Source organism: Proteus sp. ZN5 (assembly GCF_011046025.1).
Classification (GTDB): domain Bacteria; phylum Pseudomonadota; class Gammaproteobacteria; order Enterobacterales; family Enterobacteriaceae; genus Proteus.
Window position 1 is genome coordinate 4,273,204 of the sequence record NZ_CP047639.1, and the last position, 20,040, is coordinate 4,293,243.

Below are 20,040 nucleotides of genomic sequence, written 5' to 3' on the forward strand. Positions count from 1 at the left end.
ATAATTCGTCATTATTGTTTATTGTGTTTACGTCCATAGACCAACCAAGTGATCAAGACGCAGGCGATATAAAATAGAACAAAGATTTTCATTGCACCGGCAGGAGAGCCAGTCATAGCCAGTGATGTACCGAAGGCTTTAGGAATAAAGAAGCCGCCAATTGCACCAATAGCAGAGATAAAACCAAGTGCTGCTGCACTTTCTGTTACTGATTCTTTTTGAGCGACTTCGTCTGAGGCACCTTGTGCTTTCATGCGATCGACTGTGATTTTTCTAAACACCACAGCAATCATTTGGAATGTAGAACCACTTCCTAAACCGGCGGTTAAAAACAACACCATAAAGACACCGAAGAAGGCGATAAATGAGCCACCAGCGCCATTTACAGGCAGTGTTAAGAAAAGCAGAGCAGAGAAAATTGCCATAATGATAAAGTTGATCAGTGTGACTCTAATACCACCAAATTTATCCGATAAAGCACCACCTACAGGGCGAGCTAAAGCACCTAATAAAGGTCCAAAGAACGCATAATGTAGAATGACGATATCTGGGAATTGGGTTTTAGATAACATCGCAAAACCCGCTGAAAAACCGATAAATGAACCAAAAGAACACAGGTATAAAATACTTAACAACCAGAGGTGACCACGTTTTAAAACAGGTAATTGCTGGCTTAAAGAGGCTTTGTTAGCTGCCAGATCGTTCATGCCAAACCAAGCCGAAAAGGTCAGAATAAGTAAGAAAGGAACCCAAACCCATGCCGCATTTTCTAGCCATAAACGTGAACCATCAGGCTGAACAACACCGGGGCCACTAAACATAGCAAATACGCCAACACCAATCACTAATGGCGCAACCAATTGCATAACACTGACACCCAGATTGCCTAATCCGCCATTTAATCCTAATGCACCACCTTGACGTGCTTTAGGGAAGAAAAAGCTGATGTTTGCCATACTGGAAGCAAAGTTTGCACCTGCAAAACCGCATAGCAATGAAATCACAATAAAGGTTGCGTAAGACGTTGTGGTGTCTTGCACGGCAAAACCAAGCCAGATACAAGGAATGATGAGAAAGACGGTACTAATTGCTGTCCAGCGACGACCGCCAAAAATAGGAATAACAAAAGAATAAGGAACGCGTAAAATAGCACCAGAGACTGAAGGCAGTGCAGTCAGCATAAATAACTGATCTGTGGTAAAGTTAAAACCTACTTTGTTCAAATTTACTGCAACTGCACTAAAAAGCATCCATACACAGAACGATAAAAGTAAACAAGGAACAGAAATCCATAAATTGCGTGAAGCGATCTTTTGACCAGTCTTTTCCCAAAAAACTTTATCTTCAGGATGCCAATCTTCGATCACCCCTTTTCTCATTTTTTCTGGGTGTTGAGTGAGTGCCATAACAACCTCGATTAACGGTTAGATTGGCACCTTTGTACGATTAGAATTGTTAATTAGTCATGATCTGTATCAAGCAAAGATTTGTTTGATTTTTAAGCTAAAGTCGTTATTTACACCTAAGTATTAATAGGATTATCCTTAATTTTTTATTTTAAATTAATAAGTTAAATTAAAAACACTATAATTTAGAAGTGAAATTACCCCCATCAGATATTTAGAGGTAACACTTTAGTGGTATATGACATTTGATGCCTTTTTAAGGCAATATAGCGCCAGAATAAATTTGGAAAAATAACGATGAGTACACATAAAATCCAATGGCACTACCGTTTTTCAATTATTAATCAGATAGCGATATTAATGTTACTTTTCACTCTATTGGGTGTGGTGGGGATGGCGATTTCTAACCATATTATTTTGAGTGTACAAGGTAATGCTCATGCGATTAATAAATCTGGATCGCTACGGATGCAAAGCTATCGCTTGCTATCTGCTTTACCTCTAGATGAGCAACATCGTTATTATCTTCACGAGTTAGAAACCGACTTAGACAGTGGTGAGTTACGTCAAGTCCTAAGCAATGGATCGCTACAATCACAATATGCTCAATTAAATACTTACTGGAAAGATACCCTAAAGCCAACCTTGCTTTATGCGCAACAACGCGATGAAGCCAAACAAGAGGTTGCCTTTTTTGTTTCACAGTTAGATAAATTAGTATTAAGTATCGATCAACTTACAGAGCAAAAAATCAGGCTGGTGGCTTATACCCAGCTTATTTTCACAGCGCTTACACTGCTATTGCTGTTTGGCTCTGTTTGGCATTTCCGCCGCCGTTTATTGCACCCTTGGCAACAACTTATGGCGATGGCAAATTCGATTGGTCATGGTAATTTTTCAGCCCGTTTCCACCAGCGTACACACCATGATGAAATTGCCACATTGGGTATTGCACTTAATACCATGTCAGAAGAGCTCTCTACGCTGTATAGCGAATTAGAAAAAAGAGTGATTGAAAAAACACACGACTTACAACAAAAAAATAAAGTACTCTCTTATCTCTATCACTCTAGCCAACAATTACACTCTCCTGCGCCACTTTGTGCCCGATTAAAACAGATATTATTTGAGCTTCAACAAATCATTCCTGATGCTTATTTACAGATACGGTTATATGAAGATAATCATCACACACTCTTTAATGAGATCAGTTTAGAACCTCAACCACGCCCTGAACATTGCCCAGATCTACAATGTGAACGCTGTGATGAAACCGCTTCAGCCACCGTTCCACTACGCAGTGAACTATTGCATTGGGAACTAGCAGATCAAATCCATCGCTATGGATTATTTGTTATGCAATTACCTGAACACACCGCCCTGACGGACGAACAGAATAATTTAATGCTATTACTGACAAAACAGATCTCAGCAATGCTGGCAATGGAACAGCAAAACGAGCAACAGCAGCAGCTTTTGTTAATGGATGAGCGTTCAGCAATCGCACGCGAATTACATGACTCTATTGCTCAATCGCTTTCTTGTTTAAAAATGCAAGTTAGCTATTTGCAGATGCAGTCAGAAACCTTACCGGACAATTGCCAAAAGCTACTAAAAGAGATGCGAGAAGAGCTTAATGTGGCTTATCGCCAATTAAGAGAATTGTTAACCACATTTCGCTTAAAACTCACTGAACCGGGATTGCTTGCAGCCTTGGAAGGTACACTGACTGAATTTAATCAGCGCCTTGGTTTTCCTATTAATTTTGACTATCAATTGCCCGCAAAATGTGTGAACTCGCACCAAAGTATTCACGTTGTTCAAATCGTCCGTGAAGCCTTAAATAATATTTTGCAACATGCCAATGCCAATTGGGCTGAAGTCTCTTTATCTCTAAATAATGGCATGGTCGAACTAAAAATTAATGATAATGGTGAAGGAATTAGTCCTAATCCTGAAAAATTAAATCATTATGGCCTTATTATTATGCGTGAACGCGCAAATAGCTTAAATGGTTCTTATACTATAAAAGTACGCGAACAGGGCGGTACTCAAGTGTTTGTTAAATTTCCATTAATAACTACTCATAAAGACCCTGTCTAAATTGGAGCAAGTCGTAATGAATAATATGGGATCCCCCACAGAAAAAGCGACAATTTTACTCATTGATGATCACCCGATGCTACGCAATGGTGTAAAACAACTTTTAAGTCTTGATACAACACTAACTGTCGTTGGGGAAGCGGGAGATGGTATTCAAGGTGTGAAGTTAGCTGAAGAATTAGATCCTGATTTAATTCTGCTGGATCTAAATATGCCAGGCATGAATGGTTTTGAAACGCTCGATCAACTGCGATTAAAGTCGTTATCAGGTCGGATCGTTGTTTTTAGTGTATCAAATTATAGTGATGACTTAGTCACAGCGTTAAAACGTGGTGCAGATGGTTATCTTCTGAAAGATATGGAGCCTGAAGAATTACTGGCGGCTCTAAAACAGGCAGCTGCCGGAAAAATGGTCGTCAGCCCTGCGTTAACCCCTATTTTAGCCGAATCATTACGTGAAGATCGCTCTGAAGGTGAGCGTGATATTGAACAACTCACCCCACGTGAACGCGATATTTTAAAACTGATAGCACAAGGGCTATCAAATAAAATGATCGCTCGTAAGCTTGATATCACAGAAAGTACGGTCAAAGTGCATGTAAAACATCTACTGAAAAAAATGAAGCTAAAATCTCGTGTTGAAGTTGCTGTTTGGGTTCATCAACAACGTGTCGATTAATTAAAGTTAGGTACGATGGGCTGGTGGGTACTCATCAGCTCAACTAACTCTTTCGCCCCTTTCTGTAACGACTCCCCTTTTAGCCACATCGCATGAATAGGCAGTCGTAACTCATTTTTCGTATTCTTAAACTGAAGCTGTTTTAATTTGCCTTTTTGCAATTGGGTATAAATCAGCGAATACGGTAAATTACCCCATCCCATTCCTGCTTCAACCATACCTAATGCCATTTGAAAGCTATCTGTTTGCCAATAATTCGTCGCCACTAATGAGCGCTCATCTCTTAACTCTTTGGTGTGACTTGCGATCATAATTTGGCGAACATTTACAAGATCCTCAATAAACACACTTGCAGGGTGCGCTAATGCAATATGGCTTGCTGATATTGTTGCAACCAATGACTCAGAGCCAAGATATTGAAACTGCTCATCACCATTCACATACAAGCCGCCATAAACTAGGCTCAATTGAATTTTATGTGCATGTAACATCTCAATAATGTCATCTTGTGCAGCGGTTATCACATTCACATTAAGTAATGGATAACGTTGCGTTAATTCTGATAACGCAGGTAATAGATAATCAGGATTAATATCAGCCGCAACACCAATATTTAAGACACTTTCGAGATCCATCGAAAGCTCTTGTGCATGCACTTGTAATAATTTTAATTGCTCTGCGATCATTCTGGCATGAGGTTCAAGTGCTTTGGCTTTTTCAGTTGGCTGAGGCTCCCGTGATGAACGCTCAAAAAGTGCATAACCTAATTCAGCTTCCATATTAGCAATCGCCATGCTGACTGCTGATGGAACGCGTTTTAATGAACGTGCAGCCGCAGAGAAAGATCCCTTATCCATCACTGCTAAAAATATCGCAATATGTTCACTTGAGAACTGCATGTTCACTCCTGATGTTTCAGTCAAATTGATACTAGCTAACTTTTTCTATCATTCTTGCTGATTTATCTTACGATGCTTAACGACACAGATCCACAGAAAAAGAGAGCACAATGCAAGGTATCAAACGAAAAATTGTCTACGTGACAGCTTATGAAATTTTTGGCTGGGTTATTTCATCAGTCGGGCTTGCACTTTTGGCTGATAGTTCAACAGCAGTAACAGGTCCATTAGCTCTGGTGATCACAACAATCGCGGTGAGTTGGAATTTTATTTATAACTGCATATTTGAGTTTTGGGAAAGCCGACAAGTTTCAAGAATTCGAACGTTTAGACGCCGCCTAGTACATGCAATTGGATTTCAGCTAACACTGGTACTCTATTTAATTCCACTGATTGCATGGTGGCTTAATGTTTCATTGTGGCAAGCGTTAGTGATGGACTTTGCACTAATCATCATCATCCCTTGTTATACCTTCGTTTATAACTGGGTATTTGACAAAATTTTTGGCTTACCAAAATCTGCATTACCTGAGAATGCACCCGCTGCCTAAGCAACAAATTAAGTAAGGAGAGTGATCCTAATAACGGATCACTCTTTAACAGGATAGATATCTTCTAACGCAAATTGCTCAATGCCACCTTCTAACTCGCAACGACCTAATCCAATATTTTTGTCATCAGCCGTTGTTCTTCTTAACAATTTACCCGTCACTTGAGAAAGCGTTGAGTCAATTTCAATCACACGGTAATACTCTTTCATATAGCTCTCTTCACCCAGCGCCATATAAACTAAAAACTCATCATCTGTTTTAATATTCATATCGTTGTACTTACTCTTAGTAGTTAATCTAATGATGATAGAATAAGTTTAGTCTAACTAAAGGTAGTAAGAGAAAGATTGACTCACTCGATATTACATTAAGTTAATTTATTAATTTCCAACTCATCATAATGATGCTGATCAGAATAAAAGACAGAGTTAAATATTGGAAAAAACGCTCTGATAAATACACAAGTAAATAGCGAGCTAAGGGGATGGAGAGTAATGAACCTAAGCAGAGAATAAGTGCTGTGTGAACATCGGTATAACCACCAGCGCTATAAGCAATAGCAGAGCCACCAGAAAGGATCGTGGTAATAAAAATAGAAGTGCCTATTGCCTCTTTAATACCCATTTGGGCAAAACGCATTAATACCGGTAACACCACTAATCCCCCTCCGACACCTGTTGCACCAAGCACAAACCCGGCACTCACTCCCGGTACAAATAAGGAAGAAAAAGTCACTGTTGAAGGCGGTGGTAAAGTAATTAGAGGATCTGAAATTGCTGATCTTCTTACCATTCGCTGTAAAAATAAGATCAATGAAAATACGATAGCAACGATCATTAAAATATTAATCGCTGATTCAACACGATCGTAATATTGAGGTTGTGATCCCAACCATGTCACACCATAACTCGCTAAAAATGTTGCCGGAAACATTATCCCTAAGATTAATAGTGCGGGTTTTAATGGAATATTACCTAGCCGAAAATGAATATAAGAAGATGAGAGCTTCATTAGCATCGAGAGTAAATTGGCTGTCGCAACCGCAGCTAATGCATTCATACCAAAAAGATAAATAAGAACAGGTAATAGAATAACACCACCACCTACACCAGTCGTTGTAATAACTAACCCGATTACAGCACCGATAAGTAGTTGTGTTACAAGCAACATCTTATTTCCTTGTTGGTTAAAATTTAACAAGCTTCGATTATAGGCAAAATAACTTATAACCAAAAGGAATTAGATATAACAAATAGGAATATAAATAAAATTATTATAAAAAAGCCCCTTAATATGAAACTACCTCATATTAAAGGGCCGATATTAATAATAGATATTATCATTATTAATCAATGTATTAATTCTTAATACTCTTAATTTATTTCAGCTAAGACCGTTTCTGCTGAAAAATAGTCACCTGTTTTCGCTTTTTGCAGTAGTACACCATCACAAGAAGCGATTACCTGAACTTCCATTTTCATCGCTTCCATAATGGCAATAACATCACCCTCTTTAACTTTGTCGCCATCAGCTAAGATCCAGCTATGTAATACACCAGAGATAGGTGCAGTGACGGCCTTTTCATTTTCTTCTTTCTCATGACAGGCATTAATTGCTGTTGGTATTACCGCAGAGAACGATAGTAATTGAGCAGGTAAAGCGAGTTCATGACGACGGCCATCAATTTCAATAAAAGTACGAACAAGCTCTTCATTTTTTGCAGGTGTGCTACGAGGGAAATGGGTGTTTTTTGCCTGAAAATCTGTTTCAATCCAACGGGTATGCACTTTAAAATCTTCAGTAAAATCGGCATGCTCCATCATTTCGCAATGGAAAGGCAATACGCTTGCTACTCCTTCAATTTTAAATTCAGATAGTGCTCGACGAGCCCGAGCAATGGCTTGTTCACGAGTTGCACCTGTCACGATCAATTTTGCCATCATAGAATCGAATTGGCGTGAAACCTGATTATTTTCAGTAACACCACTATCTACACGAACACCTGGGCCTGAAGGCTGAGAAAAATGCGTAATTAAACCCGGTGTAGGTAAAAAGCCTTTCGCGGGATCTTCTGCATTGATCCTAAATTCAAAAGAGTGACCACGTGGAACAGGTGTTTTATCAATACTTAGCGGTAAACCTTCAGCAATACGTAACTGCTCGATCACTAAATCAATACCTGCTGTTTCTTCGGTAACAGGATGCTCTACTTGTAAGCGTGTATTCACTTCTAAAAATGAGATAGTACCATTTGCACTTAATAAAAACTCAACTGTACCTGCACCCACATAACCCGCTTTAGCACAAATATCTTTAGCTGACTGGTGGATACGTTCACGTTGTTCGTCTGTCAAATAAGGGGCTGGCGCTTCTTCAATAAGCTTTTGATTACGTCTCTGTAACGAACAATCTCGTGTTCCGACAACAACAACATTGCCCAGTTTGTCTGCGATAATTTGTGCTTCGATATGGCGAGGTTTATCTAGGAATTGCTCAACATAACATTCACCACGACCAAATGCAGTTACAGCTTCTCGTACAGCAGAATGGTAAAGCTCTTCAATTTCTTCCATTTTATGCGCGATCTTCAAACCTCGTCCACCACCACCAAAAGCGGCTTTAATGGCAACAGGTAGACCATTCTGTTTAGCAAAATCGAGAACCTCTTTGGCATCATTAACGGGATCAGCCGTACCATTTACAAGAGGAGCACCAACAGATTGTGCAATTTTACGCGCTTTCACTTTATCACCAAGCACTTCTATCGTTTCTGGGTTAGGGCCGATCCAAATAAATCCTGCGTCTTGTACCGCTTTTGCAAAATCAGCTCGCTCAGAAAGAAAACCGTAGCCAGGATGGATCATTGTGGCATTAGCTTTATGGGCGATATCAATGATTTTATTAATATCTAGATAGCTTTCTTTCGGCAAATTACCATTGAGTCCATAAGCTTCATCAGCAAGACGAACGTGTAGTGCATCAATATCATCATTGGCGTAAATGGCAATTGAAGTCGCCCCATGATCCTGACAAGCACGAATAATACGAACTGCGATTTCACCTCGGTTTGCAATAAGTACTCTATGCTTCACTCGTTGTTTTTGGTTAGTTGTTGTCATGAGTGGCATTCTCCTATCAATATTCTTGAAATTCGGTGATTGGATTAAAACGAATTTTAGCGTTAACAGGGATCTGCCCTGCAAGTGGTAAGTGATATTCAGCAACGGCACCGATAACAGGATATCCTCCTGTTAATGGGTGATCGTTAAGAAACAAAACAGGTTGCCCATTAATCGGAACTTGTATTGCACCGATGCAAGTGCCTTCACTCGATAATTCTTGTTGTTGCTCTCGTGCAAGAGGGGTTTCGCCCAGTAAACGCAACCCAATACGGTTAGATTGTGGTGTCACCTGCCATAATTGAGAGGTTAATGTCTTTATAGCTTCAGTGGTAAACCAATCAGTGCGGGGACCTAAAACAACATCAAGCGTGACGATATCACCTTGTTTTGGCAGTGTTGATATCGGCAGTTCATCAGCAAGAATACCGCATGAGGTACTTTCATTATTTAAATGAAGTACATCGCCTTCTTGCAAAGCATTAGGTCCAATTTGTGCCAAGGTATCAAATGCATAACTCCCTAACACCTTTGGTAATTCAAACCCTCCTCTCACGGCAAGATAGCTACGTACACCGGTTTTTGGCATACCTAAAGTAATTTCATCGCCACAGCGAACATCAATAGGTTGATAACCAAATAAGAATTCATTCTCACCCGACTCATGTTTTAGCGTAATGGAACAATCCGCCCCTGTTAAAGCGATCACACAATTTTGTCGCGCTTTAAGTGTCAGTCCACCTTGGGTTATCTCAAGTGCAACAAAGGTTGCAGGATTACCCACTAAACGATTGGCCGCATGTAAAGCGGGTTTATCAAGTGCGCCTGAAGCAGATACTCCCATTGATGCAGCACCAATACGCCCTTCATCTTGAAATAAAGTTTGTAGCCCTGCTGAAATAACATATAGCCCTTTATCATTTAATGAGAGCGAGGAAGCGACTACGGCTTTTTTCTCCGGTAGTGAAACGGTTATCGGCGATTTTTGTGCATCAACAAAATGCACCTCATTTCCCGGTAATAAAAAAGCGGGTTGTTCACGAGAGAGATCCCACATCTTTATTTCTGTGGTACCAATAAGTTGCCAACCTCCAGGGCTTTGTTGTGGATAAACGCCACTAAACTCGCCAGCTAATCCGACCGATCCAGCAGGAATACGTGTACGAGGAGTTTTACGACGAGGCACATAAAGCTGAGTTTCATCAGCAATCAAATAAGCAAAACCCGGAGCGAAACCAGTGAATGCGACTTGATAGGTTTGTTCTGTATGTCTGCTGATCACTTCACTGGTCGTGATCCCTAATAATTCAGCGACCTCATTAAGATCCTCACCTTGATAATGAACAGGGATCGTTAATGATTGTGTTTGACGTGCTGATACCGCTTTGACTTCTAATTGTCGAAGTTGAAATACAAGTTCTTCAGCCGTGATTAGCCACGGTGTATAGTGAATTAAGAGTGTTTTCGCCGCAGGTACAATGTCTTGAATAGCAGCAATATCCGCTTGTTTAACGGATTCATAGAATGCGAGCGTCTCTTTTAAAGAGGAAAGCTCAACAAGTAAATGGGATAAGTTAACGGGTAAAAAGCGCAAAGTATCTTCCTCCCTTATACGTGATAAGCTGCATCAGGCACATCAGTAATAAACATATGCCCCGGTGCATGGCTAAGTGCGAAAGGAACACCTGAATGCATCACTGCTGCTTGTGGAGTCACACCACAAGCCCAAAAGACGGGGATCTCGCCTTCTTCAATTCTCACTGGTGAACCAAAATCTGGTGACATAATATCTTTAATACCCAAAGCGTCGGGCGAGCCAATATGTACGGGAGCACCATGTACAGAAGGGAAACGACCACTGATCATCACTGCATCAGCGACTCTGTCAGCAGGAACAGGCCGCATTGAAACCACTAATTCACCTTCTAATCGCCCTGCTGGGCGACACAAGCGATTCGTTTTATACATCGGTACATTGCAGTTATCTGTGATATGACGAATTTCAATACCCGCTTCTAACATGGGTGTTTCGAAAGTAAAACTACAACCAATAAGAAACGTAACAAGATCGGGATGTTGTGCCCAAATTTCAGTAGCATCCGTAATTTCATCCGCTAATTTGCCATTTTCCCAAACACGGTAAAGAGGAATGTCAGTACGCAGATCGGCATCTTTCGCTAAAACAGTACGATAACTACCTGATTCACAAACATCTAATATCGGACAACTTTTCGGGTTACGTTGAGCGTAGAGCAGAAAATCAAATGCCCAATCACGAGGTAAGCTAATCATATTAGCTTGTGTCATGCCTTTAGCCATACCTGCTGTTGGTATGGCTAAACCATTGCGAATAGCCAATCGAGCTTCTTGTGCTTTGGCAATTGCATCCGCAGTCGCTTGCATTAAATGAGTCATTTTTACACCTCATTTTTAAGTAGTAGAGGTGCAAAAGGTTTAATGCTAATACCATGATTAACCAAAATTTCTTTTACACTTTTAGCAAGAGCCACGGCATCTGGACTATCACCATGAACGCAAATAGAATCAGCTTGTATCGCAGTAAAAACGCCTTCTATGGACTCAACACCACCTTCTTGCACAAGCCGTAACATGCGTTGAGCAACACGTTCAGGATCATGTAAAACAGCTCCCTCTTTTTTACGGGAAACTAACGTACCATCAGCATGATAAGCTCTGTCTGCAAAAGCTTCTGCGATTACTCGAAGGCCTTTTTCTTTAGCAAGTGTAATCAAAGGTGATCCCGCTAAAGCAACTAATGTCAGTTGGGGATCTACAGCAAGTATCGCCTCAATAACAGCAAGTGCTTGACGTTTATCATGAGCAATTGTGTTATAAAGCGCACCATGAGGCTTAACGTAGGTCACACTTAAACCCGCGGCTTTAGCCAATCCTTGCAAAGCACCTATTTGATAAATCACATCTGCGGTTAATTCATCACTGGCGATATCCATATTACGACGACCAAAACCGACTAAGTCAGGATAAGCAACATGCGCACCTATCGCGACATTATGCTGTTTCGCCGCTTTTAATGTTTTTAAAATTCCATCCGGTGAACCTGCATGAAAACCGCAAGCGATATTAGCGCTACTGACAATTTCAAGTACCGCATCATCATTGCCCATTGTCCATTGACCGAAGCTCTCACCTAAATCACTGTTTAAATCGACTGCTTTTATCATCATGATTGTTCTCTTAAGCAATGTTGAGGTAGTTGAAAATAGCACCCACGGACATAATGCCCATATACCAAGTCAGCGCACAGACCAAAATACCTGACCACAGCAACCATGCTGGATATTTATAACCATTCATGAGATCTTGGCGACGCCATGCAACAAAAATAAATAGTGTCATACCAATAGGTAAAATCAGTCCATTGAAACCACCGGCAAAGACTAATAATGCGGCCGGCGCAGTTCCCATAACCATATAAATAGCGAGTGAAATAGCGATGAAAATAATCGTTGCGATATTACGTTGACGCTCAGTAATACCTTTTTTAAATACAGTGATAAATGACATTGAGGTATAAGCGGCACCAATCACACTCGTTAATGCAGCTGCCCACAAAATAAGACCGAAGATACGTAACCCAGTTAAACCCGCTGCATGCTGAAATGCTTGAGAAGCAGGGTTAGCCGCATGGCTAGAAATATCTAATGTTACGCCACTAGCAACCACACCTAAAATGGCCAGAAAAAGGATATAACGCATTAATCCAACCACTAAAATTCCTTTGGTTGCAGCGCTTGATACAGCATCAATATTCTCAATACCCGTTGTTCCTTTATCGAGAAGACGGTGAGCACCAGCATAACAGATATAACCACCCACAGTACCACCGACAATGGTAGTGATCGTTGCGAAGTTAATCGCATCAGGTAAAACAGTTTGTCTTAATGCTTCACCTACTGGAGGATTAGAGGCAAACATCACAAAAACAGTCAGTAGGATCATGACAATACCTAGAACGATAATCATACGATCGATAAAGTTACTGGCTTTGCGTGATGAGAAAATATAGATCGCAAGTAAAGCACTTAAGATCCCACCCCATTTAGGATCAAGACCTACCATTGCATTAAGCCCTAAACCAGCACCCGCAATGTTACCTACGTTAAACACTAAACCGCCAAAAATAACTAATACCGCAAGTAAGTAGCCACTACCAGGTATTGCTTTGTTAGCAATGTCTGAAGCTCGCATATTAGTAACCGTGATTACTCGCCAAATACTTTGCTGAACAACATAATCGATGATGATTGATGCCAAAATACCAAATGCAAATGCCGCCCCCATAGTGGCAGTAAAGGTTGCAGTTTGAGTAATAAAACCCGGACCAATAGCTGATGTCGCCATTAAAAAAATGGCAGCTACCAATGAAGAACGTCTATTTTTTATAAACGAACTTGATGTTGTGTTTGCAGAATCTTGTGTAGCCATGAGCTACCCCCTTATCATCATTATTTTAATTATTATTACTAAGGCAATTAGCATGCCATTGTTGAGCATGAATACGTAATTGTTAATCACCTGATATTAGATTGTTGAACAATTAATAATAATAGATGAATAAATAAGCAAATAGATTTAAATATGGGGTGATAAAAGTGCAGTGAAGATCGCATTTTTAACATTTTAATGACAATTATTATTAATTAATGAGTCATCAATGTGCACCTAAATGAAGCATAAAAAGATTAAATGCACAAAAATGGTGCGTGAGTTCGAAGGGTGAATAAATTTAATCACAAGAATATCGTGATAAAAAATTAAGTTTTTTTAATGGAAATAAACAGAAAGTCATACTCGATACAGTGAGAAGTACGACAGAGTGACATAATAGAGGTTATATATTACAAAACACACTGATAGAATAGGCACTTCTATTAAGCTAATAGCAGAAGATAATGCAGAAAAAAACATCTCCACAAATTCTTTCTCAAAAAGTCGCAAATGTTATTCGGCAAAAAATCACTATTGGAGAATTACCTCCTGGTGAAAGATTGTCAGAAACGGCATTAAGTGAAACGCTAGAGATATCGCGTAATACTTTAAGAGAGGTTTTTCGCGTTCTTACCCAAGAAGGGCTTTTAACTTATAAACCTAATCGTGGTGTTTTTGTTTCTGTACCGGATATGGCAAGTATCATGGATATTTATCGTGTAAGACGATTAATTGAATGTGATGCTCTACGACATTCTTATCCTATGCATCCAGCTATTGTTAAAATGCAAGATAGTGTTAATCAAGCAAAAGTCTTTCAAGAACAACAAGATTGGAGCGGTGTAGGAACCTGTAATATGCATTTTCACACAGCAATTGTTGAGCTTTCAGATAGTCCTAGATTATTTAAACAATACCAGCTTATTTTAGCAGAATTGCGTTTAGCCTTCGGTTTATTAAACGATCCTCAATTATTACATGCACCGTATATTGAGAAAAATGAACAGATTTTGACACTTTTGATGGATGGAAAAGCCCAAGAAGCAGCAACAGCCATGGAGGACTATTTAGAAATTTCAGAAAGAACAGTCCTTGCTGCGTTTTCTCGTCATAATTTTTGCTAAAAGATCATAAAAAATGCCCTAAATTAGGGCATTTTTGTATTTAGGATTTAGGATTTAGGATTTAGGATTTAGGATTTAGGATTTAGCATAGTATTTAAAATGCACTAAAACCCCAAACGCAAAAAAGCCAACCCATTGGGTTGGCTTTCTCGTCTTATTTAATGCCTGGCAGTTCCCTACTCTCACATGGGGAGGCCCCACACTACCATCGGCGCTACAACGTTTCACTTCTGAGTTCGGCATGGTTTCAGGTGGGTCCGCTGCGCTATGGCCGCCAAGCAAATTCTGTTTTATTACCCGCTTCTTTCCTTTCGGTCAGTCGCCAGCAATATCAATCTTAAACAAGCTTACTTCATCTACTGTTTGTCTCTCAGACAAAACACCTTCGGTGTTGTCAGGTTAAGCCTCACGGTTCATTAGTACTGGTTAGCTCAACGTATCGCTACGCTTACACACCCAGCCTATCAACGTCTTAGTCTTAAACGTTCCTTTAGGTCACTCAAGGTGACAGGGAAGACTCATCTCGAGGCAAGTTTCCCGCTTAGATGCTTTCAGCGGTTATCTCTTCCGCACTTAGCTACCGGGCAATGCCATTGGCATGACAACCCGAACACCAGTGGTGCGTTCACTCCGGTCCTCTCGTACTAGGAGCAACCCCTCTCAATCTTCCAACGCCCACGGCGAGATAGGGACCGAACTGTCTCACGACGTTCTAAACCCAGCTCGCGTACCACTTTAAATGGCGAACAGCCATACCCTTGGGACCTACTTCAGCCCCAGGATGTGATGAGCCGACATCGAGGTGCCAAACACCGCCGTCGATATGAACTCTTGGGCGGTATCAGCCTGTTATCCCCGGAGTACCTTTTTATCCGTTGAGCGATGGCCCTTCCATTCAGAACCACCGGATCACTAAGACCTACTTTCGTACCTGCTCGAGCCGTCACTCTCACAGTCAAGCTGGCTTATGCCTTTGCACTAACCGCATGATGTCCGACCATGCTTAGCCAACCTTCGTGCTCCTCCGTTACTCTTTAGGAGGAGACCGCCCCAGTCAAACTACCCACCAGACACGGTCCCCGATCCAGATTATGGACCTAGGTTAGAACATCAAACGTTAAAGGGTGGTATTTCAAGGTTGACTCCATGCAGACTGGCGTCCACACTTCATAGTCTCCCACCTATCCTACACATCAAGGCTCAATGTTCAGTGTCAAGCTATAGTAAAGGTTCACGGGGTCTTTCCGTCTTGCCGCGGGTACACTGCATCTTCACAGCGAGTTCAATTTCACTGAGTCTCGGGTGGAGACAGCCTGGCCATCATTACGCCATTCGTGCAGGTCGGAACTTACCCGACAAGGAATTTCGCTACCTTAGGACCGTTATAGTTACGGCCGCCGTTTACTGGGGCTTCGATCAAGAGCTTCTCCCTAAGGATAACCCCATCAATTAACCTTCCAGCACCGGGCAGGCGTCACACCGTATACGTCCACTTTCGTGTTTGCACAGTGCTGTGTTTTTAATAAACAGTTGCAGCCAGCTGGTATCTTCGACTGGCTTCGGCTCCGTCCGCAAGGGACTTCACTTACCGCCAGCGTGCCTTCTCCCGAAGTTACGGCACCATTTTTGCCTAGTTCCTTCACCCGAGTTCTCTCAAGCGCCTGAGTATTCTCTACCTGACCACCTGTGTCGGTTTGGGGTACGATTGTTGGTAACCTGAAGCTTAGAGGCTTTTCCTGGAAGCAGGGCATCAATTGCTTCACCACCTTAGTGGTTCGTCATCACACCTCAGCATTAAGTGACCGGATTTGCCTAATCACTCTGCCTACATGCTTGAACCGGGACGACCGTCGCCCGGACAACCTAGCCTTCTCCGTTCCCCCATCGCAGTTACCACCAGTACGGGAATATTAACCCGTTTCCCATCGACTACGCTTTTTCAGCCTCGCCTTAGGGGTCGACTCACCCTGCCCCGATTAACGTTGGACAGGAACCCTTGGTCTTCCGGCGTGCGGGTTTTTTTCACCCGCATTATCGTTACTTATGTCAGCATTCGCACTTCTGATACCTCCAGCATGCCTCACAGCACACCTTCGCAGGCTTACAGAACGCTCCCCTACCCAACAACACATAAGTGTCGCTGCCGCAGCTTCGGTGCATGGTTTAGCCCCGTTACATCTTCCGCGCGGGCCGACTCGACCAGTGAGCTATTACGCTTTCTTTAAATGATGGCTGCTTCTAAGCCAACATCCTGGCTGTCTGAGCCTTCCCACTTCGTTTCCCACTTAACCATGACTTTGGGACCTTAGCTGGCGGTCTGGGTTGTTTCCCTCTTCACGACGGACGTTAGCACCCGCCGTGTGTCTCCCGTGATAACATTCTTCGGTATTCGCAGTTTGCATCGAGTTGGTAAGTCGGGATGACCCCCTAGTCGAAACAGTGCTCTACCCCCGAAGATGAGTTCACGAGGCGCTACCTAAATAGCTTTCGGGGAGAACCAGCTATCTCCCGGTTTGATTGGCCTTTCACCCCCATCCACAAGTCATCCGCTAATTTTTCAACATTAGTCGGTTCGGTCCTCCAGTTAGTGTTACCCAACCTTCAACCTGCCCATGGATGAATCACCGGGTTTCGGGTCTATACCCTGCAACTCATTCGCCCAGTTAAGACTCGGTTTCCCTACGGCTCCCCTATACGGTTAACCTTGCTACAGAATATAAGTCGCTGACCCATTATACAAAAGGTACGCAGTCACCCCACCACTAAGCCTCCTCTGCTTGATTTTTGTTGGTTGAACGTCGCATTCGCTCCGTCTACCGCACATTATCATGCAAAAAGAATCGCTAGTGAGTTCACCACTAGCTTAGTGGTGGGGCTCCTACTGCTTGTACGTACACGGTTTCAGGTTCTTTTTCACTCCCCTCGCCGGGGTTCTTTTTCGCCTTTCCCTCACGGTACTGGTTCACTATCGGTCAATCAGGAGTATTTAGCCTTGGAGGATGGTCCCCCCATATTCAGACAGGATAACACGTGTCCCGCCCTACTCGTCGAGTTCACAATAACAGCATCTTCAGATACGGGGCTATCACCCTTTACTGCCGGACTTTCCAGACCGTTCTCCTGATGCTGCTATTGATTAAGACTCTGGGCTGTTCCCCGTTCGCTCGCCGCTACTAGGGGAATCTCGGTTGATTTCTTTTCCTCGGGGTACTGAGATGTTTCAGTTCTCCCGGTTCGCTTCATGACGCTATGTATTCACGTCATGATAATATCCATTGGATATTGGGTTTCCCCATTCGGAAATCGTCGGGTATAACGGTTCATATCACCTTACCGACGCTTATCGCAGATTAGCACGTCCTTCATCGCCTCTGATTGCCTAGGCATCCACCGTGTACGCTTATTCGCTTAACCTCACAACCCGAAGGTGTCTTCTAAAACGGATTGCTGCGCTTCATGATTTCGACGTTGGGCAGTGCTCGCAATGCTCACATACTAATGTATGCTGCGCTTGCTGTGCGCTGGCCGCCTTGAAATCATTTTGCTCGCATATCCTCTTTCTGAAGAGTACTTTCAGATTTGAGATTTTGAGAGACTCATCAATATACCTCGGTGATATATTGATTTGTTTTCAATTTTTCAGCTTGTTCCAGATTGTTAAAGAGCATAATAGGTAAAATAACTCATGCGAATTATCTTAACTATTCTCTGACTTTCATCAGACATAGTGTGGTACGCCTTTCACTCATACCGCGCAATTGGCGTCCCCTAGGGGATTCGAACCCCTGTTACCGCCGTGAAAGGGCGGTGTCCTAGGCCTCTAGACGAAGGGGACTTCAGTCAGCTTCGCAGACGCGCTTTTGCTCGTTCTTCATCAGACAATCTGTGTGAGCACTGCACATAACACGTATCTCTTAGGTAAGGAGGTGATCCAACCGCAGGTTCCCCTACGGTTACCTTGTTACGACTTCACCCCAGTCATGAATCACAAAGTGGTAAGCGCCCTCCCGAAGGTTAAGCTACCTACTTCTTTTTGCAACCCACTCCCATGGTGTGACGGGCGGTGTGTACAAGGCCCGGGAACGTATTCACCGTAGCATTCTGATCTACGATTACTAGCGATTCCGACTTCATGGAGTCGAGTTGCAGACTCAATCCGGACTACGACAGACTTTATGAGTTCCGCTTGCTCTCGCGAGGTCGCTTCTCTTTGTATCTGCCATTGTAGCACGTGTGTAGCCCTACTCGTAAGGGGCCATGATGACTTGACGTCATCCCCACCTTCCTCCGGTTTATCACCGGCAGTCTCCTTTGAGTTCCCGCCATTACGCGCTGGCAACAAAGGATAAGGGTTGCGCTCGTTGCGGGACTTAACCCAACATTTCACAACACGAGCTGACGACAGCCATGCAGCACCTGTCTCAGAGTTCCCGAAGGCACTCCTCTATCTCTAAAGGATTCTCTGGATGTCAAGAGTAGGTAAGGTTCTTCGCGTTGCATCGAATTAAACCACATGCTCCACCGCTTGTGCGGGCCCCCGTCAATTCATTTGAGTTTTAACCTTGCGGCCGTACTCCCCAGGCGGTCGATTTAACGCGTTAGCTCCAGAAGCCACGGTTCAAGACCACAACCTCTAAATCGACATCGTTTACAGCGTGGACTACCAGGGTATCTAATCCTGTTTGCTCCCCACGCTTTCGCACCTGAGCGTCAGTCTTTGTCCAGGGGGCCGCCTTCGCCACCGGTATTCCTCCACATCTCTACGCATTTCACCGCTACACGTGGAATTCTACCCCCCTCTACAAGACTCTAGCCAACCAGTTTCAGATGCAATTCCCAAGTTAAGCTCGGGGCTTTCACATCTGACTTAATTGACCGCCTGCGTGCGCTTTACGCCCAGTAATTCCGATTAACGCTTGCACCCTCCGTATTACCGCGGCTGCTGGCACGGAGTTAGCCGGTGCTTCTTCTGCGGGTAACGTCAATTGCTAAGAGTATTAATCTTAACACCTTCCTCCCCGCTGAAAGTACTTTACAACCCTAAGGCCTTCTTCATACACGCGGCATGGCTGCATCAGGCTTGCGCCCATTGTGCAATATTCCCCACTGCTGCCTCCCGTAGGAGTCTGGGCCGTGTCTCAGTCCCAGTGTGGCTGATCATCCTCTCAGACCAGCTAGAGATCGTTGCCTAGGTGAGCCATTACCTCACCTACTAGCTAATCCCATATGGGTTCATCCGATAGCGCAAGGTCCGAAGAGCCCCTGCTTTGGTCCGTAGACGTCATGCGGTATTAGCCACCGTTTCCAGTAGTTATCCCCCTCTATCGGGCAGATCCCCATACATTACTCACCCGTCCGCCGCTCGTCAGCAAGAAAGCAAGCTTTCCCCTGTTACCGCTCGACTTGCATGTGTTAGGCCTGCCGCCAGCGTTCAATCTGAGCCATGATCAAACTCTTCAATTAAAAGTGTTTGATGCTCAAAGAAATCGAAAACTTAGCTATTCATAAATGAATTACTTTTGTTGTTCACTCTTCAAGACTTGATACATCTAATATTTTAGAAGATATCGTCTCTGCGAGTGCCCACACAGATTGTCTGATAATTTGTTAAAGAGCAGTGCAACATTCGCTGCCGTTTCCGGTCTTCTGCGTTGTTGCGAGGAGGCGTATATTACGTTATTCCTCTGAA

The 20,040-nt window shown here is 42.8% G+C and carries 13 protein-coding genes, 1 tRNA gene and 3 rRNA genes; 4 read left to right on the forward strand and 13 right to left on the reverse strand.

From position 1 onward, the window contains the following. Positions 1–11 precede the first annotated feature (11 nt). Positions 12–1,406, reverse strand: coding sequence for a NarK family nitrate/nitrite MFS transporter (locus GTK47_RS19595; RefSeq protein ID WP_165126367.1), 1,395 nt, complete (start codon positions 1,404–1,406; stop codon positions 12–14). A gap of 297 nt (positions 1,407–1,703) precedes the next feature. Between GTK47_RS19595 and narX the strand changes: the two genes are divergently transcribed. Then, on the forward strand, positions 1,704–3,509 hold the full coding sequence (gene narX / locus GTK47_RS19600) for a nitrate/nitrite two-component system sensor histidine kinase NarX (protein WP_165126370.1): 1,806 nt from the start codon (positions 1,704–1,706) through the stop codon (positions 3,507–3,509). Between the two features lie 25 nt (positions 3,510–3,534). Then, on the forward strand, positions 3,535–4,188 hold the full coding sequence (narL, locus tag GTK47_RS19605) for a two-component system response regulator NarL (protein ID WP_082239485.1): 654 nt from the start codon (positions 3,535–3,537) through the stop codon (positions 4,186–4,188). On the opposite strand, the gene GTK47_RS19610 is transcribed toward narL, so the two are convergent. Next, positions 4,185–5,087 carry a LysR family transcriptional regulator gene (locus GTK47_RS19610; RefSeq protein ID WP_165126373.1) on the reverse strand — a complete coding sequence of 301 codons (903 nt, stop codon included), beginning with the start codon at positions 5,085–5,087 and terminating at the stop codon, positions 4,185–4,187. The two genes, narL and GTK47_RS19610, sit on opposite strands and share 4 nt — an antisense overlap. A gap of 110 nt (positions 5,088–5,197) precedes the next feature. Between GTK47_RS19610 and GTK47_RS19615 the strand changes: the two genes are divergently transcribed. Next, positions 5,198–5,638, forward strand: a complete 441-nt coding sequence (locus GTK47_RS19615; protein ID WP_088493886.1) for a PACE efflux transporter — start codon at positions 5,198–5,200, stop codon at positions 5,636–5,638. Between the two features lie 38 nt (positions 5,639–5,676). On the opposite strand, the gene GTK47_RS19620 is transcribed toward GTK47_RS19615, so the two are convergent. From GTK47_RS19620 to GTK47_RS19650, 7 genes are all read right to left on the reverse strand, one after another. Continuing rightward, positions 5,677–5,907, reverse strand: a complete 231-nt coding sequence (locus GTK47_RS19620) for a hypothetical protein (RefSeq protein WP_165126376.1) — start codon at positions 5,905–5,907, stop codon at positions 5,677–5,679. 103 nt (positions 5,908–6,010) lie between these two features. Then, complete coding sequence (locus GTK47_RS19625; protein WP_165126379.1) at positions 6,011–6,808, reverse strand: sulfite exporter TauE/SafE family protein; 798 nt, start codon at positions 6,806–6,808, stop codon at positions 6,011–6,013. A gap of 203 nt (positions 6,809–7,011) precedes the next feature. Beyond that, positions 7,012–8,757: a biotin carboxylase N-terminal domain-containing protein gene (locus GTK47_RS19630; protein WP_165126382.1), complete on the reverse strand. Its 1,746-nt coding sequence runs from the start codon at positions 8,755–8,757 to the stop codon at positions 7,012–7,014. 16 nt (positions 8,758–8,773) lie between these two features. Further along, positions 8,774–10,351 carry a 5-oxoprolinase/urea amidolyase family protein gene (locus GTK47_RS19635; RefSeq protein WP_165126385.1) on the reverse strand — a complete coding sequence of 526 codons (1,578 nt, stop codon included), beginning with the start codon at positions 10,349–10,351 and terminating at the stop codon, positions 8,774–8,776. A 14-nt stretch (positions 10,352–10,365) separates the two neighbouring features. Further along, on the reverse strand, positions 10,366–11,172 hold the full coding sequence (locus GTK47_RS19640; RefSeq protein WP_165126388.1) for a putative hydro-lyase: 807 nt from the start codon (positions 11,170–11,172) through the stop codon (positions 10,366–10,368). Between the two features lie 2 nt (positions 11,173–11,174). After that, entirely contained in the window at positions 11,175–11,960 is a 786-nt protein-coding gene (locus tag GTK47_RS19645; protein WP_165126782.1) for a 5-oxoprolinase subunit PxpA, read from the reverse strand. Between the two features lie 13 nt (positions 11,961–11,973). Continuing rightward, positions 11,974–13,224 carry an NRAMP family divalent metal transporter gene (locus tag GTK47_RS19650; protein ID WP_165126391.1) on the reverse strand — a complete coding sequence of 417 codons (1,251 nt, stop codon included), beginning with the start codon at positions 13,222–13,224 and terminating at the stop codon, positions 11,974–11,976. A 467-nt stretch (positions 13,225–13,691) separates the two neighbouring features. Here GTK47_RS19650 and GTK47_RS19655 point away from each other — a divergent pair, with 467 nt between their 5' ends. Continuing rightward, a complete protein-coding gene (locus GTK47_RS19655) occupies positions 13,692–14,351 on the forward strand; it encodes a GntR family transcriptional regulator (protein WP_165126394.1) in 660 nt (219 codons plus the stop codon). A gap of 163 nt (positions 14,352–14,514) precedes the next feature. Here the strand turns inward: GTK47_RS19655 and rrf are convergent. The 4 genes from rrf to GTK47_RS19675 all read right to left on the reverse strand — a co-directional run bounded on the left by rrf (position 14,515) and on the right by GTK47_RS19675 (position 19,814). Further along, a 5S ribosomal RNA gene (rrf, locus tag GTK47_RS19660) occupies positions 14,515–14,630 on the reverse strand. A 116-nt stretch (positions 14,631–14,746) separates the two neighbouring features. Next, positions 14,747–17,765 (reverse strand): 23S ribosomal RNA (locus GTK47_RS19665). A gap of 345 nt (positions 17,766–18,110) precedes the next feature. Beyond that, positions 18,111–18,186, reverse strand: a tRNA-Glu gene (locus GTK47_RS19670). An 84-nt stretch (positions 18,187–18,270) separates the two neighbouring features. Then, positions 18,271–19,814, reverse strand: a 16S ribosomal RNA gene (locus GTK47_RS19675). Together the 16S, 23S and 5S rRNA genes with 1 tRNA gene alongside form the textbook arrangement of a ribosomal RNA operon. Positions 19,815–20,040: the final 226 nt, after the last annotated feature.